This window comes from Pedococcus badiiscoriae (assembly GCF_013408925.1).
GTDB lineage: Bacteria > Actinomycetota > Actinomycetes > Actinomycetales > Dermatophilaceae > Pedococcus > Pedococcus badiiscoriae.
Window position 1 is genome coordinate 243,391 of the sequence record NZ_JACCAB010000001.1, and the last position, 24,629, is coordinate 268,019.

Genomic DNA, 24,629 nt, shown 5'->3' on the forward strand with positions numbered 1-24,629 from the left:
TGTCAGCGGGTGTAGAGCCGGGCCTTGGCCGTCTTCACCTGAAGGGTCTCGGGCGTGCCCCGGATCGTCACGTCCCCCGGGATGTCGATCCATTCGCCGCCGTTGACGCGGTACTGACCTGCGAACGTGACGTCCGCGCGCACCTCGAAGCTGCCGCCCTCGGCGTACGTGTGGCGGACGTCGCCACCCGGGTAGGGCCCGCCCAGCGAGACGGTGCGCTCACGGGTGCCGTCCCCGTACACGTAGACGACGGACTTCAGCCGCGGCCTGATGTCGACCCGAAAGCCAGCCATCCGTGTCGGGTCGACGGCGTCCACCTCGTCCGGCTGGAAGCCCTTCGTCGGCCACTTCAGCTCGAAATAGGTTGGCAGGGTCACCAACGTGACATTGCCTTCTGGCTGGATGTGAAGCGACGCCACCGCAAAGTCCGTGTCGTGGAACGCCGCAAGCACCATCGCCATCGTCACCCCCGGCCGGGCGCCGGGAGCGTCCTCGGGGAAGCACGTGATTCCGTACTGCTCCCACGGGCCAGTCGGCTGGCCTGAGTCGTTCACCGCACGACGGAACAACCGGACGCTCGGACCCAACCCCTGCTGCGCGGTGTTGTCGGCGCAGTACCGGGCGGCGTCCGTGCACAAGTCGTCGGGGTTGGGCGACGCTGGAGTGTTCGCCCCACAGTTCGCGACGGACGCGTACTCGTAGCGCGGTCCATTCGCGGTCGCGGTCGCCGCCTGCGCCTTGATCGCGTGAAGCTCGGCGCGATCGTAGGTTGACACGTGCGAGCCACCGCGGTTCGCGCTACCAAACGTGTCGCCCATGGCCGGGGTCGCCAAAAGGGCGATCAGGAGAGCGCACCCAACCAACGTGCCGGCCGGTCCACGACGTCTCAGCCCATGTCGTATAGCCACCATCGCCCCCCTCGCCACGTCAGTTCAGCGTTCACGGCAAACCGCTTGCTCTTGTCCGTGAGGACGGTCTTGCCTGCACGGTCGACGACGTCCACCTCGTGTTGCTGAATCACGAGGTGAACCATCTGACGCGGGCCGCCCTCTATCGCGACTGACGAGATGGTTGTCGAGGGTCGCGACTCGTACCGTTGGGCTTTGGCAACCAAGTCGCTGGCCGTGCGCTCGAAGGACTGGCACGAGAGACAGTCGGGCTCTCCGAGCGGAGGAATCAGGCCCGCCTGCGGTTTGGTCCAGGCCGTTGATACCTGGTCCATGAAGAACTTCACGAAGGCTTCGGCGCCGGCCGGCGTATGGGCTCGTGCGGCCGCCGGAATCTCCACCGTCGCCGTCGCGGCACTCGAAGGACTCGTCGTCGGAGTCGAAGTCGTCGACGTTGTCGAGCTCGGGGTGGGAGCCGTGACCGTGGCCGACGTGCTCGCCGGCGGGTCGACTCCCGCCCTCGTGCACCCGATCAGGGCGAACGTCCCGACGAGGCAGCCCACGGCATACGCACGCACAGGACTCACGCTCGATCTCCCCTCCAGCAGCCCCCGCTACCCGATCGCACGCGAGTCTATGCAAACAAACGCCAACAGAGCCAGCGTCATCCACAGAGCAGCCCAGAGACTGCCCAGACTCAGCCTTGCCCGGCGACCCCTCCGGCCAGTCGGTCGAGCGCGTCGTCCCAGTGCTGCAGGTCCGCGCGGGGGTCGCCGGCGATGCCGCGGCCCTCGTGGAAGACCTCGACCTTCGTCCCGTCCCCCTCCGGTCGCAGCTGGACGTCGAGCATGCTCAACGGCCCGTCCTCATACGGGTGCCACGTGACCCGCACCTGCTCGACGGGATGGAAGCTGCGCACCACTCCGTACGACCCGTCGGTTGCGTGCCACGGCTCGCCCTTGTTGCCGATGCGAGCGCCCTCACCGAAGAGGGCTTCCGTTCCGGCTGCGCTGATCAGGTGCTGCCAGACCTGCTCGACCGGCGCTGGGACCACGACGCCCGCGCGCACGCCCGCCTCCAGGTCGCCGGAGTCTGCGTCTGCGTCGTCCGGGACCGTCTCGACCACACTGCTCATGGAGAACCTCCGTCCGAGGGCCATTCCCCGGGTGGGCGCGACCCACGAGGTCCAGTCGACCAAGCCTGGGGCCCGCTGGCAACAGGTGCCGCCGATTTCCTCGAGGTGTGCCGCGCGGTGAGCCTCCGCCCCTCCTCACCCCCACCCGGCGCACCAGCCTTCTGACCTGCCGGAACGGTGCTACCGACGTCCGGGCTACCGGCCTGCCAAGATGGCGCCATGAAATCTCCGTTCGACCCCTCCACCGCCCTGCGCTACGCCGCCCTCGCCAAGATGCTCGTCCGGTACGGCCGCTCGGACCTCGTCAGTGGCGCCGGTTTCGACGAGTTCCTGGTCGAGGACGAACGACCCACCGGCGACACCTCCGCCGCGGACTCCCTGGCGGACGACCTCGAGGCCATGGGCCCGACGTACGTCAAGCTCGGCCAGCTGCTCTCGACCAGGGTCGACCTGCTGCCCCCGGCCTACACGGAGGCGCTGACCCGCCTGCAGGACAAGGTCGAGCCCTTTCCCTACGAGCAGGTCCAGCAGGTCTTCGAGGACGAGCTGGGCGTCTCGATCCGTCACGCGTTCGCTTCCTTCGAGCAGACCCCCATGGCCGCCGCGTCCCTCGGGCAGGTGCACCGCGCCGTGCTCCCCAGTGGCAAGGAGGTCGTCGTGAAGGTTCAGCGACCAGGGGTGCGTGAGGTCGTGCGCGACGACATGGAGGCGCTCGGCAGGATCGCAGCCTTCGCCGACGAGCACACCGACGTGGGGCGTCGCTACGGCTTCGGCCAGCTCCTCACCCAGTTCCGCCGCTCGCTCGCTGGCGAGCTGGACTACCAGCGGGAGGCCGCCAACCTGGTGCGACTCGGTGAGCTCACCGCGGACTACCCGCGCCTGGTGGTCCCCCAACCCGTGCGTGACTACACCAGCAGCCGGGTGCTGACGATGGACCTGATCCCCGGCCGCAAGGTCACGGACATCGGTGCCCTGGGCCTGCTGGACGTCGAGGGCGAGCCCCTGGTGCGCGAGCTGTTCGCGGCATACCTGCGGATGATCCTCGTGGACGGCTTCCTGCACGCCGACCCACACCCCGGCAACGTGCTGCTCACCCCGGACGGCCGCCTCGGCCTCATCGACCTCGGCATGGTCGCGACCGTCCCACCGCGCGTCCAGGACAAGATCGTCAAGCTGCTGCTGGCCATCGGCGAGGCCGACGGCGAGGAGGTGGCGACCGTGCTCGCCTCCATGGGCGAACCGCTCGAGGGGTATGACGCGGTGCAGTTCCGCGACGACGTCGCCGCCCTGGTGTCCCGAGCTGTCTCGCTGGGCGAGCAGGTGCAGGCGGGCGCCGTGCTGATGGAGCTGAGCCGGCTGTCGGGCGTCCACGGGCTGCGCCCGCCGCCGGAGATGACGATGGTGGCCAAGGCGCTGCTGAACCTCGACCAGGTGACCAAGCACCTCGACCCGAACTTCGCTCCCGCCGCCGCGATCCGCGAGAACGTCGCGGACATCATGGGCAGCGGGCTGGCTGTCTCGGCGTCGGGACTGATGGCTGCGGCGATCGACGCCAAGGAGTTCACCGCGAACTTCCCCAGCCGGGCCAACGCGATCATGGAGAACCTCGCCGAGGGCAGCTTCTCCCTGCGAGTGGACGCCCTCGACGAGGCCCGGTTCCTGCACGTGCTCCAGCGCCTGGCGAACCGGCTGACGATGGGCATCGTGATGGCGGCCCTCGTCGTGGGCGCGGCGCTCATGATGCAGGTGCCCACGTCCAACCGCATCCTCGGCTACCCGGCCATCGCCATGGTCTTCTTCCTGCTGGCAGCTGTGGGTGGGGCCGCGCTGGTGGCATCGATCGTGCGGTCGGACAGCCGCATCGCGAGGCAGGCGGCCGCGGACCGGGACCCGAAGCCCTGAGCCCAGAGCGCCTGAGCCTTGGGCTCAGGCGCTCAGAACCACTGGTGGCGATGCTGCCGGGCATCCCGGTGACTGGCGAGCAGGGCTCGCCCGAACCGGACCACTGTCCAGCACCACCAGCGGTCGATGTCCCGGGTCGCGAGGTCCGACTGCCACTCCCAGTAGTCGCACAGGTGCACGAGCTCTGCGTCGTTGAGGGCCAGGCACACGTCCACGAACCTGCCGGGGTGGCCGATCGTGGGGTCGACGAACGGGGGTCCGTCGTACGTCACCCAGGTGGCCCCTGCGTCGATACGATCCACATCGCCCATGAGGTGATCGTGACCCCGATCGCGAGCCTGCGCCTCCGTCGATCGACGGAGGCGCAGGCATCGAGGGAGCTCAGGCGTTCATGAGGCTCAGGCGTTCATGAGGCTCAGGCGTTCATGAGGCTCAGGCGACGCGCGTCTGGGGCGACGTCTCCTTCGTCTTGCCCGGGTCCCGCTCGACGATGTCACCGAGGACGTCGTCGATCTGCTTCATCACGGCGGGCTCGAGCCGCACGCCGGCGGCCTTCACGTTCTCGCGCACCTGCTCCGGACGCGATGCGCCGACGAGGGCAGTGGCGACGTTGGGGTTCTGCAGCACCCAGGCGACAGCCAGCTGGGCCATCGTGAGCCCGGCCTCGTCGGCGATCGGCTTGAGGCCCTGGACGCGGGTCAGGACGTCGTCGTTCATGAACCGCTTGATCATGTCCGCGCCACCCTTCTCGTCGGCGGCGCGTGAGCCCTCGGGCGGCTGCTGCCCGGGCTTGTACTTGCCCGTGAGCACGCCCTGGGCGATGGGGCTCCAGACGATCTGGCTGAGGCCGAGCTCCTCGCAGGTCGGCACGACCTCGGCCTCGATGACCCGCCACAGCATCGAGTACTGCGGCTGGCTCGAGATGAGCTGGAAACCGAGCTCCTTGGAGAGCTTCACGCCCTCGCGGATCTGCTCGGCAGTCCACTCGCTGACGCCGATGTAGAGCGCCTTGCCCTGGCGGACGACGTCGGCGAAGGCCTGCATCGTCTCCTCGAGCGGGGTCTCGGTGTCGTACCGGTGCGCCTGGTAGAGGTCGACGTAGTCGGTCTGGAGCCGCGTCAGCGAGCCGTTGATCGACTCCATGATGTGCTTGCGCGACAGTCCGGTGTCGTTCTTCCCGCCCGGACCGGTGGGCCAGTACACCTTGGTGAAGATCTCGAGGCTCTCGCGCCGCTCCCCCTTCAACGCGTCGCCGAGGACCGTCTCGGCCTTGGTGTTGGCGTAGGCGTCCGCGGTGTCGAAGGTGCTGATGCCGGCCTCGAGCGCGGCAGCGACGCACTGCGCCGCGATGTCGTTCTCCACCTGTGAGCCGTGCGTGAGCCAGTTGCCGTAGGTGATCTCGGAGATCTTGAGTCCACTGTTTCCCAGGTATCGATAGTCCATGCTTCAACCGTATGCCGCGCGTCGCCGGGGCGCCCACTCGGGCTCACGACTCCTCCCACCCCGTGGGACAGCCTCAGCTGTCACAAGCGGTGGGGCTGTCTTGTCTTGATGGGTACAGGGCTCATACAGGGCTCACCGCGGCTCACTCCGAGCCCACCGAGGTCATCGACGAGGAGTGGATCATGAAGGTTTTCGTTGCTGGAGCGACCGGAGCAATCGGGCGTCAGCTCGTGCCACGGCTGGTCGAAGCGGGCCACGAGGTGCACGGCATGACGCACCATGCCTCCAACTCCCAGCTGGTGCGCGACCTCGGCGCCGCACCGGTGGTCGCGGACGCGCTCGACGCCGACCAGGTGGCCGAGGCCGTGGGCCGGGTGCAGCCGGACGTGATCGTCCACCAGCTCACCTCCATCGGGCCGATGGACCTGCGGCACTTCGACCGCGCGTTCGCGACGACCAACCGACTGCGGACCGAGGGCACCGACCACCTGCTCTCGGCCGCTCAGGCCGTGGGCGTGAAGCGGTTCGTCGCGCAGAGCTTCTTCGCGGCATACGAACGGGTCGGCGGGACGGTCAAGACCGAGGAGGACTCTTTCGGACCACACCCGGCCAGGGAGATGCGCGAGACGGTGGCGGCGATCCGCCACGTCGAGAACTCGGTCCTCAACGCAGCCTGGACCAAGGGGATCGTGCTCCGGTACGGAGGGTTCTACGGGCCCGGCACCTCGCTCGGGCCGGACGGTGAGCAGACCGAGGCAGTGCGCCAACGGAAGTTCCCGGTGGTGGGCGACGGGGGCGGGGTGTGGTCGTTCATCCACATCGCCGACGCCGCGGAGGCCACCGTGGCCGCAGTCGAGCGCGGCAGTCGTGGGATCTACAACATCGTCGACGACGAGCCTGCTGCCGTGGCCGAGTGGCTGCCCGAGCTGGCGCGTACGTTGGGTGCCAAGAAGCCGATGCACGTGCCCCGGTTCGTGGGCCGGGCGCTCACCGGCGAGATCGGAGCCGTGATGATGACCGAGCTGCGCGGGGCGTCCAACGCCAAGGCCAGGCGCGAGCTCGGCTGGGAGCCCGGGCACCCGAGCTGGCGGCAGGGGTTCGCCGAGCTGTCCGCCGAACAGGTGCGGGCGTGACCTCGCGCGACGAGCTGCTCGACGAGCTGCGTCCGACGGCGTTCGCCATCGCCTACCGCATGCTCGGCAGCGTCTCGGAGGCCGAGGACGTGGTGCAGGAGGCGTTGCTGCGGGTGCACCACTCACTCGACGCCGGTGAGGAGATCGCGTCGCCTCGCGCGTTCGTCGCGACCGTCACCACCCGGCTGGCGATCAACGAGCTGCGTTCCGCCCGGGCCCGACGCGAGCGGTATGTCGGGGAGTGGCTCCCCGAGCCGATCATCACCGACGCTCGCGACGACCCCGCCCGCCACGCGGAGACCGCCGACTCACTGTCCCTGGCCATGCTGGTGCTGCTCGAGAGCCTGTCCCCCGAGCAGCGAGCGGTGCTGCTGCTGCACGACGTGTTCGGGTACGGCTACCCCGAGATCACGGACATCGTCGGCAAGAGCGAGGACAACGTCCGGCAGCTCGCCACTCGGGCCCGACAGCACGTCAAGACTCGCCGCCCGCGGTTCACCACGACGCGGGAGCAGCAGGACGAGCTGGCGAGGAAGTTCTTCGCCGCGGCCGAGCACGGCGACCTGGCCGGGCTCGAAGCGCTCCTGGCCCACGATGTCGAGCTGACCGGTGACGGTGGCGGCAAGGTGCCGGCGCTCGCGCGTTCGCTGCGCGGCCGCAGCCGGGTCGCGCACACCCTGACCAACTGGTTGCGGGCGCTCGCGCGGTTCCCCCAGGTGTCGATGCGGCCCGTCGAGGTCAACGGCGACCCGGGGGCCGTCTACGTCGACGACCAGGAACGACTCCTCGGCGTGTGGGCCCTGGAGATCGCCGACGGCGAGATTGTCGGGATCCGCTCGATCGTCAACCCCGACAAGCTCGGCCACCTCGGCCCGGTGGGCGACGCCGTCGCCATCCTGCGCGCCGCCCGCTGACCCGCCAACACGCACATACCCCGGACATACCCCGGACATACCCCGCTATGCCGTGGGCCCGGCGCTGCGCCGACTGGACAGAATGCGTTAGTGGTGACTAACGTATTGCGAGTTGTGAATGATCCTCTCTCCGCCGCCGCCGAGCCCACCCGCCGCCGGATCCTCCAGCTCCTGTCCCGCGGGCCACGGGGCGTCACGGACCTGGCCAGCGAGTTCCCGGTGACCAGGTCCGCGATCAGCCAGCACCTCCTGGTGCTCGCCGAGGCCGGGCTGGTGGAGGCCGAGAAGGTCGGACGCACGCGGACCTACCGGGTCGTGCCGAGCGGGCTGCAGCGACTGCGGGCCGAGATCGACCGTTTCTGGACGTCCGAACTCGACCTGCTCGTCGCTGACGCGCACCAGACGAAGGGAAACCCATGAGCTTCACCAAGTCCGCCGTACTGCCCGTCTCGCCCGACGAGGCATTCGCGCTGATCACCGAGCCCGAGCGGCTGCGCCGCTGGCAGACCGTCTCGGCGACTGTCGACCTGCGCGCCGGCGGCTCCTACCGCTGGACGGTCACCCCCGGCCACGTCGCCGAGGGCACCTACCGCGAGGTCGAGCCCGGCCGCCGGGTCGTGTTCGGCTGGGGCTGGGACGGCAACCCCGACCTGCCCAAGGACGCCTCGACCGTCACCGTGACCATCGAGCCGGCGCCTGAGGGATCCAAAGTCACGTTGGTGCACGAAGGCCTCACCGAGGACCAGGCAGCGCAGCACGCGGAGGGGTGGAACCACTACTTCGAGCGGCTCGAACGGCTCGCCGCGACCGGCGACGCCGGCAACGACGAGTGGGCCTGGGCACCGGAGAACCTCACTCCGGTCGTGGCTGCCTGGGCGGCCCTGGCGGTCATCCAGCCCGTCCTGCGCAACCTCACTCCCGCCGACCGCCCCAAGCCCACGCCGTGTGCAAACTTCACTGCGCACGAGCTCGCCGAGCACCTGCTCGCCTCCCTCGTGCAGCTCGGCGGCATGGCCGGAGCGAACCTGAGCATCCCCGCGGAAGGCTCCCTGGAGGACAAGGTGTCCGTGCTCTCCGGCCAGGCGATCGACGCGTGGCAAGGGATCGACCTCGAGGGCACCGTGCCCGGCGCTGGCGGATCGGACGTGCCGGCGATGTTCCTCGCGAGCATCCTGCCGCTCGAGCTCCTCCTGCACGGATGGGACCTCGCCCAGGCCTCCGGCCAGGAGCTACGTGTCTCCGACGAGGTCGTCGGCTACGTCCACGACCTCACCCGTGGCGTCATCGCCCAAGGCCGCGGCAGCTCGTTCGGGAACGAGCTGACTCCGTCGGCGGACGCGGACGCGGTGGAGCGGTTCGCTGCCTACGCAGGTCGCACGCCCATCCACGCCTGACGGCGCAGACCCCTTCTCCCCCAGCTCCACCATCACCCCCAGCACCCCCAGCACCAACGACTCACCGCACCAACAATCACCCGCGAACAATCACCCGAGGAGAACCAACCATGAGCAAGTTCCTGTTCATCTACCACGCCCCGACCACGCCCGCCGAGGCCGCGCCTGCAGATCCCGCCGAGATGGAAGCCGTCATGGGCCAGTGGATGGAGTGGGCCGGCCGCGTCGGTGACGGGATGGTCGACTTCGGCACCCCGCTTGCAGGCGGAGTGCAGGTCACCCCCGCGGGCACGTCGCCCAGCACCCGCGAGGTCGCCGGCTACAGCATCATCGAAGCAGCGGACATGGACGCCGCCCTCGCCCTCGCGCAGGGCCACCCGCACCTCAACATGCCCGGCGGCTGCACGATCGAGGTGCACGAGGCACAGCCCGTCCCGGGCATGTGAACGAGCGAGGGCGCCAGCTACCCCGGCGCCCTCCCGCGCGCAGCTCAGCGCGCATGCTTCGCGCCCCGCACAGATCGTGCGGGGCGCGGGGCTGGTTCATGGTCGCGGTGGCGCGTCGCCACAGTCGGGCTCGCCAACGCGGGTGCCCCGCCCGGCCCGCCACGCATCGAGCTGGACGTCGTAGGACCCGGGTGTCAGGTCCCACCTGACGAAGGGCCCGTGGGGACCCGTGACGACCTCGCCGGCGTAGCGGTTGGTATGGACGACCGTGTGGTGCGCCTGACACAGGAGCGCGCCATGGTCCGTGTCGGACGGGCCGCCGTCAGCCCAGTGGATGAGGTGGTGTGCGTCGCACCAGGTCACAGGCTTGGTGCAGCCGGGGAACGTGCAGTGCCGGTCCCGCAGCCACAGGTGGCGGATCTGAGCGCGGCTGAACAGCCGCTCCGCGCGGCCCTGCTCCAGCACCTCGCGGCGGGAGCCGAGCACAGCCGGAATGATCTCGGCATCGCAGGCCAGGCGACGGGTCGTCTCGATGGAGAGCGGCTCGCCGGCCACCGTCAGACCCGCGCCGCGGCAGGTCTGCTGCAGCTCGGCGAGCCCCACAGTCACCACGAGCGTCGTCTTGGCCTGGCGCGGAACGCCCTCGGGAGCGCCGACCGCTCGCTGGACCAGCTCGATCAGCGCATCAGCCCGCCGGGCTCCAGGGGTTCGCGGGTCACGTTCCCCACTCTCGGGGTCCGTCTGGGGCTTGGCCAGGGCATCGACGGCCGAGTCGAGGATCGCAGCCCCCTCGGCGTCCAACAGCATCGAGTAGCGCCACATCCCCATCGGGCCCGTTCCCTTGACCAGTGAACGGTGGGCGCGCCTGACCTCGGTGTCGTGCTCGACCAGCCGGTCCGGCCGCATCAGGTCGGCCGTCCGGCGCACCGCGATGGCCAGCGCCCGGTCGGCCAGCCCGTCATGGCCCCGGGCGGCCGCGACCAGGTGGTGCGTCGCCTCCTCCAGCTGGGACGGATCGGCCATGCCACGGACGCCCTCGTGGAACCGCACGAGCAGGGCCGCCTTGCCCACGGGAAGCGCCTCTGTCGCAGTAGGGTCCTGCCCCTCGGCCAGGGCCTCGTGCACTTCGGTCAGTCGCAGCTCGCCGGAGGCCCCCGCGACGGTGTCCAGGTCGGCCAGCAGCCGCGGACTCAGTCCCGGTGCCCGCATCCGCGCCCAGTCCTGGGCTCCCCATCCCTCGCCCATGCCGAGCCCGCGGGACTTGGCCTCGACGAGCACCGCCGCCAGGTGCGCCTCCGTGCTCGCGTGGAGCTGGGCGAGCGTCGTCATGGCGGCCTCGACCTCGACGTCGGACAACGCCCACAGCCGCTCGGGGTGTGCGCCACCTATGGCGTCGCAGCACTCCCGGGCAGCGCTCAGCACGGGCCGGGCGTGTGGTGCCCTGCCTCGTGTGGTGGAGTCGGGTGCGATTGCCATGACTCCAACCTAGACGGACCCACTGACAACGCATTCACACCGCCGAACGACGAATTCCGTTGCAGTCACACAGTGTCCGTTATCCACAGGAGCGGTCCGTATCGGTGCCGATACGGTGCCGACACGGCACCAATACGGCAAAAACAGTGCCGATAGACGCGACCCCGCACCGCGCGGCATACCTCGCGAAACGAGTCAGTGGGCAGGCTCGAGGGCCGAGGCGTCCGGAGTCTCGGCGGAGGCCGTCGGCGTCGCCGCGTCGAGCTCGGCGTCCCGCTTGGACAGCGCGCTGGGCCACCACATCCGGCCACGGATGTCGAGGTTCAGCGCCGTCACGAGGACGGAACGGACCACGAGGGTGTCGAGCAGGACGCCGAGCGCCACGGCCAGGCCGATCTCCGCGAAGGCGACGACCGGCAGGGTGCCGAGGACCGCGAACGTCCCGGCGAGCACGAGGCCCGCAGAGGTGATCACTCCCCCGGTCGCGGCGAGCCCGACGAGCGCGCCCCGTCGGGTGCCGATCTCCTTCGTCTCCTCGTGGACGCGCGTCATCAGGAAGATGTTGTAGTCGATCCCGAGGGCGACGAGGAACACGAAGACGAACAACGGCAGCGACGAGTCCGCGCCCGCGAAGCCAAGCACGTGTCGGAAGATCAGTGCGGACAGCCCGAGCGCCGCCCCGTACGACAGCACGACCGTAGCCATCAGGATGAGCGGCGCCGTGATCGCCCGCAGCAGCAGCACGAGGATCAGCAGCACCACACCGAGGATGAGCGGGATGATCCGCTTGTTGTCGTCGGCCGATGCACGCAGCGTGTCGGCACGGGTGGCGGTGTCACCGCCCGCAATCGCGCGGGCCCCCGGAACTGCCGCGATGGCGGTGCGGATCCGGTCGACCGTTCGGGTCGCGGCGTCGGAGTCGGGCGCAGCGGCCAGGGTGGCCTGGATCAGCGAGCGGTCACCCTTGGTCACCGGGTCGGCGACTGACGAGACACCCGCCACTCCCTGCAGCGTGGTCTTGACGGCCCCAGCCTGCGACGCGTTGGCCAGCACCATGACCGGCGAACCCGAGCCGGCGGAGAAGTGTCGGGCCAGGACCTGTTCTCCCACCACGGATTCCGGCGTGCCATAGAAGGCGTCCTTGTTCTGCAGCCCGACCGCGTTGAGCTGCAGGACGCCGAGCGCCGCCACCGCCAGCAGCACCGACGTGACCACCCAGACGCGGCGCGGGGCGCGGGCGATCCGGGCACCGATGCGAGCCCAGACGCCGTCGCGCGTGTGGTCGACCGAGCCGTACGACGGCCGCACCGGCCAGAAGATCCAGCGGCCGCACACGACGAGCAGCGCCGGCAGCAGGGTGAGCATGACGAGCAACCCGACCGCGACGCCGATGGCGGCGACCGGCCCGAGACCCTTGGTGGAGTTCATCGTCGCCACGAGCAGGCAGAGCATCCCCGCGATCACCGTGGCACCGGAAGCGAAGATCGCGGGCCCGGCGCGGTGCAGCGCAAAGGCCATCGCCTCGTGGCGGTCCTCGTGGCGGCGCAGCTCCTCGCGATATCGGGCGACCAGCAGCAGGGCATAGTCCGTCCCGGCGCCGAACACGATGACGGTGAGGATGCCGGAGCTCTGCGCGTTGACCGTGAGGGTGTTGTCCTTGGCGAGGAAGTAGATGACGGCCTGCGCCACGAACAGGGCCGTGCCCGCCGAGACCACCGGGATGAGCCACAGGATCGGGCTGCGGTAGGTCAGCAGCAGGATGACGATGACGACGGTCAGCGCGGAGTAGAGCAACTTGCCGTCGATCCCGGAGAACGCGGCCGACGAGTCCGCAGAGAACCCGACAGGACCGGTCACCTGCATCGACAGGCCCGGCGGGCGCGTCTGGGCGATGGCCCGCAGGTCCTTGGCCGTCGCGCTGAGGGAGTCCCACCCTGCACTGCCCGCGTCGATCGGCACGATGACCTGCAGGGCCTTGCCGTCCTTCGACGGAATCGGACCCACGGAGTCCTTGCGGACGGGCGCCAACGCGTTGAACTTCGCGACCTGGGAAGTGACCGACTGCAGGTCCGCAGCGGTCAGTCCAGCGGGCCGCTCGTAGACGATGACCGCCGGGAACTCGTTCTTGCTCTGGAACGCCTCGATCTGCTTGACCACCTGCGTCGACTGCGCGTCTGCGGGCAGCCACGCCACGGCCTCGTTGTTGAGCGCCCCCTGCAGCTTGCCCGCGGGACCGAAGGCGGCAGCCAGCACGGCCAGCCAGAAGATGAGGACGAACCACTTGGTCACCTTCGATGACGGGAACGACGCCAGCCGGCCGACGTCCCCGATCCGAGTCTGTGCCATTGCTGTCGCCTCTCCCGTACCGGTGTCGCACCTCCCGCCTGGCGCATGCTGCCGCTCCACGGTAAGCCGGGGTTGCGCTGGGATACAACGGTTTTCGAGGCAGTTGCGGTGGGCTTCAGGGACAGGTCAGGGCGGACCCTGAGTCCGTTTCGGGCAATTCGGGTCGTATGCCGCGTGGCGCGAGCACCGCTCCGGCGAGGGACCGCGCCCGGCCGGGTCTCCGACGGTTACCCGGTGGGAGCTGGCCCGGTCGGCGCCGCGCGAGGGCCTTCGTGTCGACCCCGGCTGCGTTGGCGGTCCGGGTCGCGCAGGGCGGAGGTGATCGAGGCCGCGAACAGCCCGACGAACCCCACCCCCATCACCCAGGTCAGCGGACGGCCGGTGAAGAACTCGTGCCTTGCTCGGACTGCGGCCACGAGGATGAGGCCGAACATGACGAGCTGCACGGTGCGCATCAGTCGCACGGCCTCCCAGCGGTCGTCGAGCAGCACGGCGAGCGCGGCGGCACCCAGGCAGAACGTCGCACCCACGACCCGGGCCGTCAGCGGGGTGAGGGGCCACGGCCAGACTGTGATCGCCTGGGCCGGCACCAGGAAGAGGAACAGCCCGGTGAGGACCGCCAGGCCACCCACGCCGGCCACGACCAGCCGCGGCACCTGCCCGAGGCGAGGCGCGTCGGGAGCTGGCTGGCCGGCATACCGCTGGTTGGTGAGCAACGCGGCCAGCACCAGGAAGGGGGCGGTGAAGTAGAGACCGGCCCACAGCCAGAAGGCGACCTTCGTGTGCGTGAACTTGTCCCAGTGCAGGATGGTCGCAATGCCCAGGAGCGTCGCGAACAGGGCCACCGAGACGAAGCCGGCGCGCACCGCCGCCCAGTGCTGCTCCAGGAGGACCACGCGGAGGAAGAAGTAGCAGCCGCCGAGGTAGGCCGACGCCAGCAGCATCGACGTCATGTGCGCCTGGATCGGCCACGACCAGAGGCGGGCGGTGTCGCCGGGGTAGCCGTAGAGCAGCACGAAGGCGACGAGCAGGAACGGTGCGATGAACGCCGAGAGCCCGCGGGTGCTGGTGAGGATCCGGTCGTCGCCGGCCCCGGCGTCAGTCCCGCCGCCGGCACCGCCGGCCCGGCCGAGGGCATCGCCGCGGTCGGCCTCGTCCGGGCCTGCGGCACTCATGCCGGCACCCGCGAGACCGCGTCGAGGAGGGCCGCGTAGGAAGCCACCAGCGCGCGCCGTTCGGCCGCCAGGCGCGCGTCGGCGAGGTCGCAACCACCGGCGTCCCACGCGTCGGAGAGGTCCATCGCCTCGGCTCGCCACCGGGCGGCCTCGCGCATCGTCGACGGAGGTGCGGAATAGACATAGGCGTAGAGCTCGACGAGGGCCCGTTCGAGCTCGTCGCGAGTGGCCGCGTCATCGCGCTGGTGGGCGCGGTGCAGGCGCCACCACTCGACCTCCAGCTCCGCGGCCCGCCCGGGGTCGAAGCTCAGGTCCGAGTGCGCGAGCACGAGCTCGTAGAACTGCCGCATCGAGGCGAGAGCGGCGTCAGGGTCGTTGTCCGGCACGGGCGCCCACGCCTTGTTGGCGCGGAGCACGTGCCACGCCCCGACGAGGGTCAGCCGGGGTCCAAGGCCGAAACCCTCGTCGACCATGCCGACGAACGCCCGCAGCGCGCGTCCCCACTCGCGCCGGTAGTAGCTCGCCCACGCCTGGGTCTCGAGGCGCCCCAGTGCGACTGGGTCGAAGTCACGGGGACTGTGTCGACTGAGACTGTGGCGACTCAGACTGCGTCGACCTGCCACGCCGCACCTGCTTCCCGGCCCGAGGTGTCCGTCACAGCGGCTGACGACCGTCGGCCCTTGGGCGCTGGCCACCGCCAGCCCTGAGCTCGATACTAGAACGCGCAGGCCCGTCAGGTCAGGGGGTTCAGATGCCCGAGCGCGACATCGCCAGGGTCGTCGCTGCGATGGATGCCCGGCTCGTCCGGATGCCTCCCGAAAGGAGCGCGCAGCGACTGTTCCTCGAGACCTACCGCCGGACCACTCTGGCCGTGGGCGCGGCAATCGCGGACGCACAGTTCGAGGACCCGGAGTGGGTCGAGCGGTGGGACGTGGTGTTCGCCGACCTCTACCTCGACGCACTCGACCTCGACCTCGCGGGCAGTCCCGACGTGCCCCGCCCGTGGCGGCTGGCCTTCGACGCGCCGGAGTCACTGCCGGCGCTTCGCCACGTCCTGCTGGGCATCAACGCGCACATCAACTACGACCTGCCTCAGGCGCTCCTGGCAGTCATCAGCGACGCCGAGTTCGCGGACCCGGTCGTCGTGGCGCGGCGGGCCCGTGACCACGAGCGCATCGACGGCGTGCTGTCCGGCCGCGTCGCCGCCGAGGACGACGAGCTGGGGGTTGTCTCCGCACGCTCCCTCCTCGACCGGGTCCTGCAACCGCTGAACCGCTTGAGCTCCAAGCGTTTCCTGCGCGAGGCACGACAGAAGGTGTGGCACAACACCGTCGAGCTCCAGCAGGCGCGCGTCGCCGGTGCGCAGGAGTATGCCGCGCGGCTGGCCGAGCTCGAAGTGCTCAGCGCCGCACGCATCGCCGACCTGCTGGCGCCGGGCCAGGTGTTGCTGCGCCTGGCTGTGGCCGGGTTCGGGGTCACCCTCCCCCCTGCCGCCCGCGGCGCGAGCCCTCGGACGAACGGCTGAACTTCGAGGGCATTTCTCGCGGGTCGTGCCCACGGCCCTGCCTCCCTGCGACAGGGTGGCCAGCGCCATGCCACGACCAGCGAGGGAAGAACACTGGAGATCGACGACGGGATCTGGCTGACGGACGTGCCCGTGGACGCCCGCTTGCGCCTGCGGCGAACGGGTCGCGTCGGGCGAGCGGGCGGGCTTCGAGCGGGCCACGGGTCGCGTGCTGTGTCTGTGGTGCCTGGCAGACCGCAGAGCGGGCCGGCGGCCTCCGCGACGCCGGAAACCGTTGGCTCCCAGCGGGTCCACCCCTCGGGTGCTGTATGCCGCGGACGGCCCCGGACGCACGCCGTCATACCCCGGTCGCCCTGCCCGACCGGGTGCACCGCGATCAGGGCCGCGCACGGCTGTCAGCCTGCTGTTCGTGCTGGCCGCGCTCGTCGGCGCGGCCTACGTGGACAACGGGCTGCTCGGCCACGACTCGGTGCTGCGGGCGTTCGGCATCAACCAGCTGCCGGGAGTGCCGAGTCCGGCGCTCGATCGCACGATCCCGCCGGGCTCGAACTCCACCCACTACGCGTTCATGGCCACCCGTCGGCCGGTCGGCAACGATCCCGTCACATGGAGCCCCTGCACGCCCATTCACCTCGTGGTGAACAAGGCGGCTGCCCCTGCGCAGGCCGACCGTCTCCTGCGCGAGTCCCTGGACCGCGTCAGCGAGCTGAGCGGTCTCACGTTCGTGGTGGACGGCGAGACCGACGAGACCCCTTCGACCACCCGATCGCTGCTCAACCCGAACCCACTCAAGGGCCGGTGGGCTCCCGCTCTCGTCGCGTGGACCACCCCGGACGTGGTGCCCGCGCTGGCCGGCAACGTCGCCGGCATCGGCGGCCCCCGCGAGGCTCCGTACAGCTATCCGGACGAACGGCACTACGTCAGCGGACTCGTCTACCTCCGCGGTCCCACCATCGCCGACGTGCTCCGACGCTCCAATGGCTGGGCCCAGGCGCGTGCGATCGTCATGCACGAGCTCGGCCACATGGTGGGACTGGCGCACGTCGACTCGAGCGCCGAGCTGATGGACGCCCACAACGACAGCGGGATCACCGACTTCGGGCCTGGCGACCGCGAGGGACTGCGCCGACTCGGCTCGGGACCCTGCCTGCGCTGACCGGGTCCCCACGCGGGGCGGGGCACGCGGGGCGGGGCACGCCGAGCGCGGCGACACGCCATGCGACACGCCGGGAGCGGGTCGTCCTAACGGCCGAATTTTCGTGAGGAATGGGGCGTTAGGTCGGCAGGAGTGCCACTCTTCACTGTCGTCACACCAGCCCCCCGCCCCCCACCATCCCCCCGGACGTAACTGTGCGCCTCCTGACTGCCTCCCTCGCCGCCCTCGCGATCACCCCCGTCTTCGTGGCCCTCCCCACGGTGTCGTTCGCCTCGACGACCGCGCCGCATCCGGTCACGCCGCACGTGCAGTCGACCGCCGTCCACGGGGTCGACGCGACGGCCGAGGGACAGCTGTGGGGCCAGCGCGTCGTGCGCCCCGGCCACGTCCTCAGCACCCTCACGCGGGGGCAGGAGCGGGCCCGGTTCACCGTCGCCGGGGTCTCCTGGGCGCGTACGACCGGGCTCTCCTCCAAGGACATCACCGTGGAGGTACGCGTCCGTGAGGACTCCGGCTGGACCGGCTGGGAGTCGCTCGGGGTGGCTGACGAGGGCCCGCAGGGCGGGACCACCGAGTCGACCACAGCGCGTCTTGGGTCCAACCCCCTCGTCACCGACGGCGCCACCGCGATCCAGGTGCGCGTGGACACCACGAACGGGCAGCCGCTGCCGGATCTCCGGGTCACGACGATCAACCCCGGCACCTCGGCTGCCGACAACGGGCTCACACCGCAGCTCCCTGCTGCGTCTGCCTCCGCCGCCGCCCTGACGCCCACGATCATCACGCGTAAGCAGTGGGGCGCCGATGAGTCACTGCGCGGGCCGGCGACCTACAACTCGACGGTCAAGGCGATCGTCATCCACCACACGGCCACCTCGAACGACTACACCGAGACGACGGCCGCCGCCCAGATCCGCGGCATCTACGCCTATGACACCAAGGGCCTCGGCTGGTCGGACATCGCCTACAACTTCCTCGTCGACAAGTTCGGCCGCGTCTACGAGGGCCGTGCCGGGTCGATCACCCAGGCCGTGCGGGGAGCCCACGCGATGGGCTTCAACACCGACACGATGGGCATCTCGGCGCTGGGCAACTACCAGACCACGACTCCCCCGGCCGTGATGGTCGACTCGATCGCCAAGGTCGCGGGCTGGAAGCTCTCGCAGTACGGGGTGGACCCGCTGGGCACGACCCAGCTGACCTCGGCCGGCGGGACGGGCACGAAGTTCGCGGCTGGGGTCGTCGCCACCCTCCCGACCATCAACGCCCACCAGAACACGTCCTACACCCTCTGCCCCGGGCAGTACCTGTACCCGCTGATGTCGACGATCCGGGACAAGGCCGCGATGTACGCGAGGTACTCCTCGACCAGCGGCCCCGCACCGGTGGCGACGGCGGGACTGTTCGCGGCCTACGGCACGCTCACCCTGGCCACTGGCTCGAGCGGCTGGGCGGTCCGCGACCTGCAGCTCGAGCTCAACCGGCGAGGGTTCGCCGCCGGGACGGCTGACGGCTCGTTCGGCCCGTCCTCCCTCGGGGCGGTGCAGCGCTTCCAGAAGGCGGCGTTGCTCACGGTCACCGGCAAGGTGGCGGCGAACGACTGGAGGGCACTGTCCGGGCTCAGCTACACCAAGACCGGCGCTCCCCCGCCGCCCCCGCCGCCTGTGACCCGGCCGCCTGTAACCCCGCCACCGGTGCCCACGACGCCGATAGCGGGATTCAACGCCGACGGCCGCGGCGACGTCATCGGGCGCACGGCTGCTGGGGACCTCTACTTCTACCCCGGCAAGATCGGTGCCATCGGGACGCCGGTCCGACTGAGCAGTGGCTGGAACGCCTACAGCCAGGTCGTCTCCCCCGGAGACCTCACCGGCGACCGGTTCGCCGACGTCATCGCCACCACGACCACGGGCGGTGCGGCCTACCTGTTCAAGGGCGACGGCAAGGGCGGCCTGCTGCCCGGACGCACCCTCCTGCCCGGGTCGTGGGCGGACTACACCGACCTCATCACCCCAGGTGACTGGAGCGGCGACGGCAAGCCAGACCTGTTGGCGCGCAAGGCAAATGGCGAGCTGTGGTTCATCGCCGGCAACGGCAAGGGCGGGTTCACGGGAGCCTGGCGGCGGATCGGCACCGGCTGGCAGATGTTCAGCCAGATGATCACGCCGGGTGACGTGACCGGCGACGGTCGGGCCGACCTGCTCGGCCGCACCCCCGACGGCAGGCTCTACCTGTATCGCGGGACCGGGATCGCCTCGGCCACGGCCATCGGCTATCTGCCTGGCGTGGTGATCTCGGCCGGCTGGCAGGTCTACAACACGGTGTTCTCGACCGGTGACATCACCGGCGACGGCAAGGCCGACCTCATCGGTCGCACGCCCGCCAACGTCGACTTCGTGTATGCCGGGAACGGCAAGGGTGCGTTCGCCGCACCCCAGCGATTCACCGCCCCCTGGGGCGCCACCACCCGGATCACCGGAGTGCGCTGACGGCTTGCAACATGCCAGGGGGCGGTTAGCCCCCCTCGCAAACCTCGCGGGGCGCCCGGCGGAGGTTAGCGGGCAACGTTGACGGCTGCAGCGATCGCCAGGGCCATTCGCCGGCCCGTGTCATCCGAGATCCCGAGCGCTGTGCGTGCGACGACAATGTGCGTATCCGCCCTCGCGCTCACCGTCGAGCTCCCGTTGATGATGGGCGCCCCTGTCGCCACCCACAGCGCAGTCGCAGGCTTGAAACTGGCGTCATAGCCACCTCCGTAGACCACCCGGCGCTGCTTCATCGAAGCCTCCAGCTGCATGTCGTACGCAGCGTGACCGGGTGACATTTGAATCGTCACCAGGGTCGTCGATGGGTCGTCCAGCCGCGAGCCCCATGCACACCCGGTGCTAACCGCGATGGGTTGCACGCGTCGCCCGATGATCTTCTGGATCTGAGAGGCAGAAGCATTTGCGCAGTCGGGTGGCGGAACCGACTTCACGACCGTCCGTTTCGTATCCCTAGACGGCGAAACCCGTATGGTGCCGCTGTCCGCCGTAACCGTCGAGCTCGCACGGCCGCTCGGGTGCGTTGCCAGTCCACTCGGCTGGACCCCCACCGCGCCTTGTACTAGTCGCTCGACCCCGATCGTGAGCATCTTTGGCAGGAAGGTAACCAAGAGGAGCAGAGTCAACGCCGGGACAAGCAGCGACACCATCAGCTTGCCGATCCGCGCGGCCAGCGAAGGACGTCGACGCCCGGAGGTCGTTACTGGTCGCCTAGCCCCCACGCGGCCTGGTGGCAAGGAACGAGAGGGGCGGGCCCCCCTTCGGCGCGACGACTTGATCTGAGCTGCCGCTGCACCCATGGCGGAGAGGAGCTCGGGGTCGGTAGTTGTTGAGGGAAAGCTGGTCATGGCAACAGTCACTGCTCTTGCCGCTGCGTCCCGATCCTGGATCTGGGGACGAGACTCAAGCCACGCCACCACCTTGGACACTGGCACCACCCAGACACCACGCACCGATTGAGGTTCGCCGAAGTCGGCCTCACCAGCCCCGGCCAGGCAGATCACAGGCGTCACGGCCATGCCCGACTCGACCGCCATGTAGGCCGCCATGCCGTGAACCTTCGCTATCTCCACGGCCTTGCTATGGCTGGTTCGGACTTCGGCCGTGCCGACGTGCTGGTAGAGGCCACCTTCGTACTCGGTGACGTTGCCGCGCCAGTTCTTGGCATCAATAAGGAACATGCCGCCGGGTCCGACGACGACATGGTCGAGATTCGCCTCTGACTGCCCCGGACGCAGGAGCCGGTCGTGCAAGACCGTCCAAGCCTCGCGCAGGTTGGACAGCTCCGCCGCGACGCGTCGCTCACCCGCCGCACCGGCCGCCCACGCCGCGGCCGCCGCCGCATCACCAGATGCCGCAAGGGCGTCGGCCCTGCGGTCTGCGCTTCCTCCCCCGACTGGCATGGGTCGTGTGTGCCGTCTTGCCTAGCTCACGATGCCATGACGCGCGTTCCAGGACTTAGCGCCCTGGTAGGCGTCGACCATGCCCCAGATCCAGAAGCCGATGACGCCAAAGATTCCGACGAAGAGAATCACGAGAAACCAGCTGAGCACGTATCCCACGAAGATGCCGATGCCCTTGCCTGCATGGCCGTTCATCAGGCTGCCGAGGCCGGGAAAGAAGATGGATGCGAGCAGGGCGACACCCGGATTTTTGGGCGCAACGTGGTGGATCGGCGGGTACGGAGCGTGGTGCTGAAGCTCGGACATGGCGCTGCCTTCGTCATAGATCATCGACTGATGCCAGGACGCTAGAAGTCCATCGGCCACTCGTCACCCCAACGTGCAGAACTAACGGCAAAGCCGGCCAAACGGTTGAGATCATCAGGTCAGGCCATCGGCAGTCGTGCGCTCGCCCTACAGATGGGTCCAACGCCCCTCTCGCTGTCCACGGCCCGCGCGGAATGGGTCGATTGCGCCAATTCCCGACTAGGGACGGGAGTCCCTGGCAAGCTCCACTGCATGGCACGAGGGGACGACGACAGCCTGCTTGAGGGGCTCTACGAGCAGCTGATTACGCACGAGTGGCAAGAGCGGCTTTCGGCCTCCAAGGGACGGCACCTCGGCAGTGGCAATCTCGATGAGGCAGATGTGCCCGAGGTCCTTGCGCGCCACGTACGAGCGGTGGTCCTTCGGACCTTGCGCGATGAACGCAATCCCGAGCGACGGGTGCACCTCGTCAACGACATTCTCGAGCAACTCCAGGCGCCGCAGGATCGGGTCGTAGCCGCGCGACACCTTCTCTCGGTCTCCGATGTGCCAGCACCAGGCAGGGCGGCCCGGTCGTTCACCGAACGACCCTCCACTCCCCTCTCCGATGCTGCTCTCCTGACCAACGCCCAAGGCGAGCCAGGGATGGGCCACGAGATTCGCGCCGAGCTGGCTAGCGCCGATCAAGTCGACGTGATCATGGCCTTCGTTAAGTGGTACGGCTTACGGCTCTTCGAGGATCACTTCAAGGCCTTGGCGGAGCGCGGCATCCCGCTGAGAGTGATCACCACGACGTACATGGGCGCCACTGAGCGAGAAGCCCTCGACCGACTGGTGCGGGACTTCGGTGCCAAGGTCAAGGTGCAGTACGACTCGCAGCGCACTCGGCTCCACGCCAAGGCGTGGCTCTTCCGGCGCAACACCGGGTTCGACACTGCCTATGTCGGCTCAAGCAACCTTTCGCGGGCCGCCATGTTGGACGGTGTCGAGTGGAATGTGCGCCTGTCCTCGGTCGCCACTCCCGCGCTTCTGCAGAAGTTCAGTGCAACCTTTGACAGCTACTGGAACGACGCGACGTTTGAGACGTACGACCCGGAGAGTGACCGAGACCGTCTCGATGACGCTCTCGCCGAGGCAGGCGGCGGCAAGACCCACGACCGCGTCACCCTCACGCTCTCCGGCCTCGAGGTGCGTCCGTACCCCTACCAGCAGGAGATGCTCGATCAGCTCGAGGTCGAGCGGGTCCTGCATGGTCGCCATCGCAATCTGCTGGTTGCGGCGACGGGCACCGGGAAGACAGTGGTGGCGGCTCTCGACTACCGCCGCCTTGCGGACGCGGCGCCGAACCTTCCTCGGTTGCTCTTCATCGCCCACAGGAAGGAGATCCTGCAGCAGTCGATGCGCACCTACCGCGAGGTGCTGGGCGATGCCAACTTTGGCGAGCTGTATGTCGGAGGGGCAAGACCCGAGCGCTGGCAGCACGTTTTCGCGTCCGTGCAGTCGCTCTCGTCGTACGGCGTAGCGAACATTCCGCCCGGCTCTTTTCAAATCGTGGTGATCGACGAGTTTCACCACGCAGAGGCACAGACGTACCGACGGATCCTCGACCACTTCAACCCTCGCGAGCTGCTTGGGCTGACGGCAACCCCGGAGCGCGGCGATGGTGTCGACGTCCGGGCGTTCTTTGACGGGCGAACTGCCGCGGAGCTCCGACTGTGGGACGCCCTCAAGGCCGATCTTCTTACGCCGTTCCACTACTTCGCAGTCGCCGACGGAATGGACCTCACGACTGTCGACTGGAAGGCCGGCACGTACGACCCCACTGAACTCTCCAACCTCTTCACCGGCAATGACTCGCGCTCTCGGATCATCCTGAAGGCCGTGCGAGACAAGGTCGGCGACCTTGCTTCGATGAAGGCCCTCGGCTTTTGTGTGTCACAGGCCCACGCGCACTACATGACCAAGGTGTTCAACGAGGCCGGGATCCGCGCGGCCGCGGTTCTCGGCGATACGCGCAGCGACGACCGGGAGGCGGCCATCGCCAACCTGCGGGCTGGGGCACTCCAAGCGCTCTTAACGGTCGATGTCTTCAACGAAGGCTTTGACGTTCCCTCCATCAACACAATCCTTTTCCTCCGCCCGACGGAAAGCTCAACCGTCTTCCTGCAGCAGCTCGGCCGAGGCCTGCGACGTGCGCGGGACAAGCCCGTGCTAACCGCTCTCGACTTTGTGGGGCATCACCGCAAGGAGTTCCGCTTCGACCAGCGGTTCCGCGCGATGACTGGCAGCACGCGTGGACAGCTTGAACGCGATCTCGAACACGGCTTTCCCTTCCTGCCTGCGGGCACGCAAATCGTCCTGGACCGACAAAGCCAGGAGCTGGTGCTGGCCAACATCCGGAGCCAGGTCACCAAACGCTGGCCCAACATCACCGGTGAGCTCCGCGCCCACCCGACACAGAACTTGGGGCGCTTCCTCGAGGAGTCAGGGGTCGACTTGGCGGACGTCGTGCGGGCCGACCGTTCGTGGGCGCGGCTGCGTCGCGAGGCAGGCTTGGACGTCGCGGCTGCTGGTCCACGTGAAGACACTCTGCTCAAGCGGGTCCGGGCACTGACTCACGTCGATGACCCTGACCGAGCAGCGGCTTACCTAGCTTGGCTGAGCGATGATGCGCCCAACTACGAGGATGCCGATCCGGCCTTCCAAGCCTTCGGTCGGATGCTGTTCTTCTCTCTGTGGTCCGACGGGGGCGGCTTCGAGTCGTATGCCGCGGGGCTGTCGGCGCTACGCAACGAGCAGGCAGTTCGCGAGGACCTCAGGGCTGTCGTCGCCCTCGGGCTTGAAGGGGCGGCGCGCCTCAGCTCCCGGGTCGGAGGCGAACTAGCGCTGCGCCCCCTCCGGGTGCACGCCCGCTACACCCGCGAAGAGATCGTGGCTGCGCTGGACTACGTCGCCATCGATGGACGCAAGCCCAACAGCTTCCGCGAAGGAGTCTTGTTCTCCCAGGCCGCGAACTCCGATGCGTTCCTCGTGACGCTGCACAAGTCCGAGGCTGAGTACTCCCCCACGACCATGTACCAGGACTACGCAATCAGCCCTGAGCTGTTCCACTGGGAGTCGCAGTCGGGGACGACCGTTGCATCGAAGACCGGGCAGCGCTACCTCGGCCACCGCAGCTCAGGCAGTCACGTCCTGCTCTTCGCTCGGCCCCAGAAGGTGACCGAGTTCGGGTCGGGCGCTCCCTACCTCTTCCTGGGCGAAGCCGACTACGTGGAACACCGCGGCGAGCGCCCCATCGCCATCACCTGGCGACTCCGAACGCCCATGCCAGCAGCCGATTTCACAGTCGCGAGCGTCGTCGGCTGAGCACCTTGATCCTCCGTGCCGGGCCGGAGTCCTCCGTGCCGGGCCGGAGTCCTCCGTGCCGGGCCGGAGTCCTCCGTGC

21 protein-coding genes are annotated in these 24,629 nt (G+C 69.1%); 10 read left to right on the plus strand and 11 right to left on the minus strand.

The annotated features are described in order from the left end of the window. Positions 1-2: 2 nt before the first annotated feature. The 3 genes from BJ986_RS01170 to BJ986_RS01180 all read right to left on the minus strand — a co-directional run bounded on the left by BJ986_RS01170 (position 3) and on the right by BJ986_RS01180 (position 2,022). On the minus strand, positions 3-776 hold the full coding sequence (locus BJ986_RS01170; RefSeq protein ID WP_179420335.1) for a hypothetical protein: 774 nt from the start codon (positions 774-776) through the stop codon (positions 3-5). Positions 777-886: 110 nt separating this feature from the next. Further along, the gene (locus tag BJ986_RS01175) at positions 887-1,288 is read right to left on the minus strand and encodes a DUF6318 family protein (protein ID WP_179420336.1); all 402 of its coding nucleotides are present in this window, start codon (positions 1,286-1,288) and stop codon (positions 887-889) included. A 296-nt stretch (positions 1,289-1,584) separates the two neighbouring features. Then, positions 1,585-2,022, minus strand: a complete 438-nt coding sequence (locus BJ986_RS01180) for an SRPBCC family protein (protein ID WP_179420337.1) — start codon at positions 2,020-2,022, stop codon at positions 1,585-1,587. Between the two features lie 219 nt (positions 2,023-2,241). Between BJ986_RS01180 and BJ986_RS01185 the strand changes: the two genes are divergently transcribed. Further along, entirely contained in the window at positions 2,242-3,924 is a 1,683-nt protein-coding gene (locus tag BJ986_RS01185) for an ABC1 kinase family protein (RefSeq protein WP_179420338.1), read from the plus strand. 32 nt (positions 3,925-3,956) lie between these two features. On the opposite strand, the gene BJ986_RS01190 is transcribed toward BJ986_RS01185, so the two are convergent. Then, on the minus strand, positions 3,957-4,235 hold the full coding sequence (locus BJ986_RS01190; RefSeq protein WP_179420339.1) for a hypothetical protein: 279 nt from the start codon (positions 4,233-4,235) through the stop codon (positions 3,957-3,959). A gap of 121 nt (positions 4,236-4,356) precedes the next feature. Then, positions 4,357-5,367 (minus strand): aldo/keto reductase family protein, encoded by a 1,011-nt coding sequence (locus BJ986_RS01195; protein WP_179420340.1) that lies wholly within the window; start codon positions 5,365-5,367, stop codon positions 4,357-4,359. A gap of 182 nt (positions 5,368-5,549) precedes the next feature. Between BJ986_RS01195 and BJ986_RS01200 the strand changes: the two genes are divergently transcribed. The 5 genes from BJ986_RS01200 to BJ986_RS01220 all read left to right on the plus strand — a co-directional run bounded on the left by BJ986_RS01200 (position 5,550) and on the right by BJ986_RS01220 (position 9,254). Further along, positions 5,550-6,500: an NAD-dependent epimerase/dehydratase family protein gene (locus BJ986_RS01200; protein ID WP_179420341.1), complete on the plus strand. Its 951-nt coding sequence runs from the start codon at positions 5,550-5,552 to the stop codon at positions 6,498-6,500. Continuing rightward, a complete protein-coding gene (locus BJ986_RS01205; protein WP_179420342.1) occupies positions 6,497-7,414 on the plus strand; it encodes an RNA polymerase sigma-70 factor in 918 nt (305 codons plus the stop codon). The genes BJ986_RS01200 and BJ986_RS01205 overlap by 4 nt, the downstream gene beginning before the upstream one ends. A gap of 114 nt (positions 7,415-7,528) precedes the next feature. After that, on the plus strand, positions 7,529-7,834 hold the full coding sequence (locus BJ986_RS01210; protein ID WP_179420343.1) for a metalloregulator ArsR/SmtB family transcription factor: 306 nt from the start codon (positions 7,529-7,531) through the stop codon (positions 7,832-7,834). After that, complete coding sequence (locus tag BJ986_RS01215) at positions 7,831-8,808, plus strand: TIGR03086 family metal-binding protein (RefSeq protein ID WP_179420344.1); 978 nt, start codon at positions 7,831-7,833, stop codon at positions 8,806-8,808. Before BJ986_RS01210 ends, BJ986_RS01215 begins: the two co-directional genes overlap by 4 nt. A 110-nt stretch (positions 8,809-8,918) precedes the next feature. Continuing rightward, on the plus strand, positions 8,919-9,254 hold the full coding sequence (locus BJ986_RS01220) for a YciI family protein (protein WP_179420345.1): 336 nt from the start codon (positions 8,919-8,921) through the stop codon (positions 9,252-9,254). A 96-nt stretch (positions 9,255-9,350) separates the two neighbouring features. On the opposite strand, the gene BJ986_RS01225 is transcribed toward BJ986_RS01220, so the two are convergent. From BJ986_RS01225 to BJ986_RS01240, 4 genes are all read right to left on the minus strand, one after another. Continuing rightward, positions 9,351-10,730 (minus strand): HNH endonuclease signature motif containing protein, encoded by a 1,380-nt coding sequence (locus tag BJ986_RS01225; protein WP_179420346.1) that lies wholly within the window; start codon positions 10,728-10,730, stop codon positions 9,351-9,353. 195 nt (positions 10,731-10,925) lie between these two features. Then, a complete protein-coding gene (locus BJ986_RS01230) occupies positions 10,926-13,076 on the minus strand; it encodes an MMPL family transporter (RefSeq protein ID WP_179420347.1) in 2,151 nt (716 codons plus the stop codon). Positions 13,077-13,303: 227 nt separating this feature from the next. Beyond that, complete coding sequence (locus BJ986_RS01235) at positions 13,304-14,251, minus strand: hypothetical protein (protein ID WP_179420348.1); 948 nt, start codon at positions 14,249-14,251, stop codon at positions 13,304-13,306. After that, positions 14,248-14,874 carry a hypothetical protein gene (locus BJ986_RS01240; RefSeq protein ID WP_337794647.1) on the minus strand — a complete coding sequence of 209 codons (627 nt, stop codon included), beginning with the start codon at positions 14,872-14,874 and terminating at the stop codon, positions 14,248-14,250. The genes BJ986_RS01235 and BJ986_RS01240 overlap by 4 nt, the downstream gene beginning before the upstream one ends. 128 nt (positions 14,875-15,002) lie before the next feature. On the opposite strand from BJ986_RS01240, the gene BJ986_RS01245 reads away from it, so the two are divergent. The 3 genes from BJ986_RS01245 to BJ986_RS01255 all read left to right on the plus strand — a co-directional run bounded on the left by BJ986_RS01245 (position 15,003) and on the right by BJ986_RS01255 (position 19,421). Further along, the gene (locus BJ986_RS01245) at positions 15,003-15,776 is read left to right on the plus strand and encodes a DUF5995 family protein (protein ID WP_179420349.1); all 774 of its coding nucleotides are present in this window, start codon (positions 15,003-15,005) and stop codon (positions 15,774-15,776) included. A 409-nt stretch (positions 15,777-16,185) separates the two neighbouring features. Then, positions 16,186-16,932, plus strand: a complete 747-nt coding sequence (locus BJ986_RS01250; RefSeq protein ID WP_179420350.1) for a zinc metalloprotease — start codon at positions 16,186-16,188, stop codon at positions 16,930-16,932. Between the two features lie 194 nt (positions 16,933-17,126). Then, positions 17,127-19,421, plus strand: a complete 2,295-nt coding sequence (locus tag BJ986_RS01255; protein WP_179420351.1) for an FG-GAP-like repeat-containing protein — start codon at positions 17,127-17,129, stop codon at positions 19,419-19,421. Between the two features lie 65 nt (positions 19,422-19,486). On the opposite strand, the gene BJ986_RS01260 is transcribed toward BJ986_RS01255, so the two are convergent. Next, on the minus strand, positions 19,487-20,878 hold the full coding sequence (locus BJ986_RS01260; RefSeq protein ID WP_179420352.1) for a nuclease-related domain-containing protein: 1,392 nt from the start codon (positions 20,876-20,878) through the stop codon (positions 19,487-19,489). A gap of 21 nt (positions 20,879-20,899) precedes the next feature. Then, positions 20,900-21,208, minus strand: coding sequence for a hypothetical protein (locus tag BJ986_RS01265; protein ID WP_179420353.1), 309 nt, complete (start codon positions 21,206-21,208; stop codon positions 20,900-20,902). 228 nt (positions 21,209-21,436) lie between these two features. Here BJ986_RS01265 and BJ986_RS01270 point away from each other — a divergent pair, with 228 nt between their 5' ends. Next, on the plus strand, positions 21,437-24,550 hold the full coding sequence (locus tag BJ986_RS01270) for a DEAD/DEAH box helicase (RefSeq protein WP_179420354.1): 3,114 nt from the start codon (positions 21,437-21,439) through the stop codon (positions 24,548-24,550). Positions 24,551-24,629: the final 79 nt, after the last annotated feature.

Bases quoted from the DNA above. Each gene is read 5' to 3' on its own strand.
- BJ986_RS01185 (WP_179420338.1), top strand. From the start codon at position 2,242: ATGAAATCTCCGTTCGACCCCTCCACCGCCCTGCGCTACGCCGCCCTC.
- BJ986_RS01195 (WP_179420340.1), bottom strand. From the start codon at position 5,367: ATGGACTATCGATACCTGGGAAACAGTGGACTCAAGATCTCCGAGATC.
- BJ986_RS01180 (WP_179420337.1), bottom strand. From the start codon at position 2,022: ATGAGCAGTGTGGTCGAGACGGTCCCGGACGACGCAGACGCAGACTCC.
- BJ986_RS01230 (WP_179420347.1), bottom strand. From the start codon at position 13,076: ATGGCACAGACTCGGATCGGGGACGTCGGCCGGCTGGCGTCGTTCCCG.
- BJ986_RS01200 (WP_179420341.1), top strand. From the start codon at position 5,550: ATGAAGGTTTTCGTTGCTGGAGCGACCGGAGCAATCGGGCGTCAGCTC.
- BJ986_RS01270 (WP_179420354.1), top strand. From the start codon at position 21,437: ATGGCACGAGGGGACGACGACAGCCTGCTTGAGGGGCTCTACGAGCAG.
- BJ986_RS01225 (WP_179420346.1), bottom strand. From the start codon at position 10,730: ATGGCAATCGCACCCGACTCCACCACACGAGGCAGGGCACCACACGCC.
- BJ986_RS01220 (WP_179420345.1), top strand. From the start codon at position 8,919: ATGAGCAAGTTCCTGTTCATCTACCACGCCCCGACCACGCCCGCCGAG.
- BJ986_RS01235 (WP_179420348.1), bottom strand. From the start codon at position 14,251: ATGAGTGCCGCAGGCCCGGACGAGGCCGACCGCGGCGATGCCCTCGGC.
- BJ986_RS01190 (WP_179420339.1), bottom strand. From the start codon at position 4,235: ATGGGCGATGTGGATCGTATCGACGCAGGGGCCACCTGGGTGACGTAC.
- BJ986_RS01265 (WP_179420353.1), bottom strand. From the start codon at position 21,208: ATGATCTATGACGAAGGCAGCGCCATGTCCGAGCTTCAGCACCACGCT.
- BJ986_RS01260 (WP_179420352.1), bottom strand. From the start codon at position 20,878: ATGCCAGTCGGGGGAGGAAGCGCAGACCGCAGGGCCGACGCCCTTGCG.
- BJ986_RS01245 (WP_179420349.1), top strand. From the start codon at position 15,003: ATGCCCGAGCGCGACATCGCCAGGGTCGTCGCTGCGATGGATGCCCGG.
- BJ986_RS01215 (WP_179420344.1), top strand. From the start codon at position 7,831: ATGAGCTTCACCAAGTCCGCCGTACTGCCCGTCTCGCCCGACGAGGCA.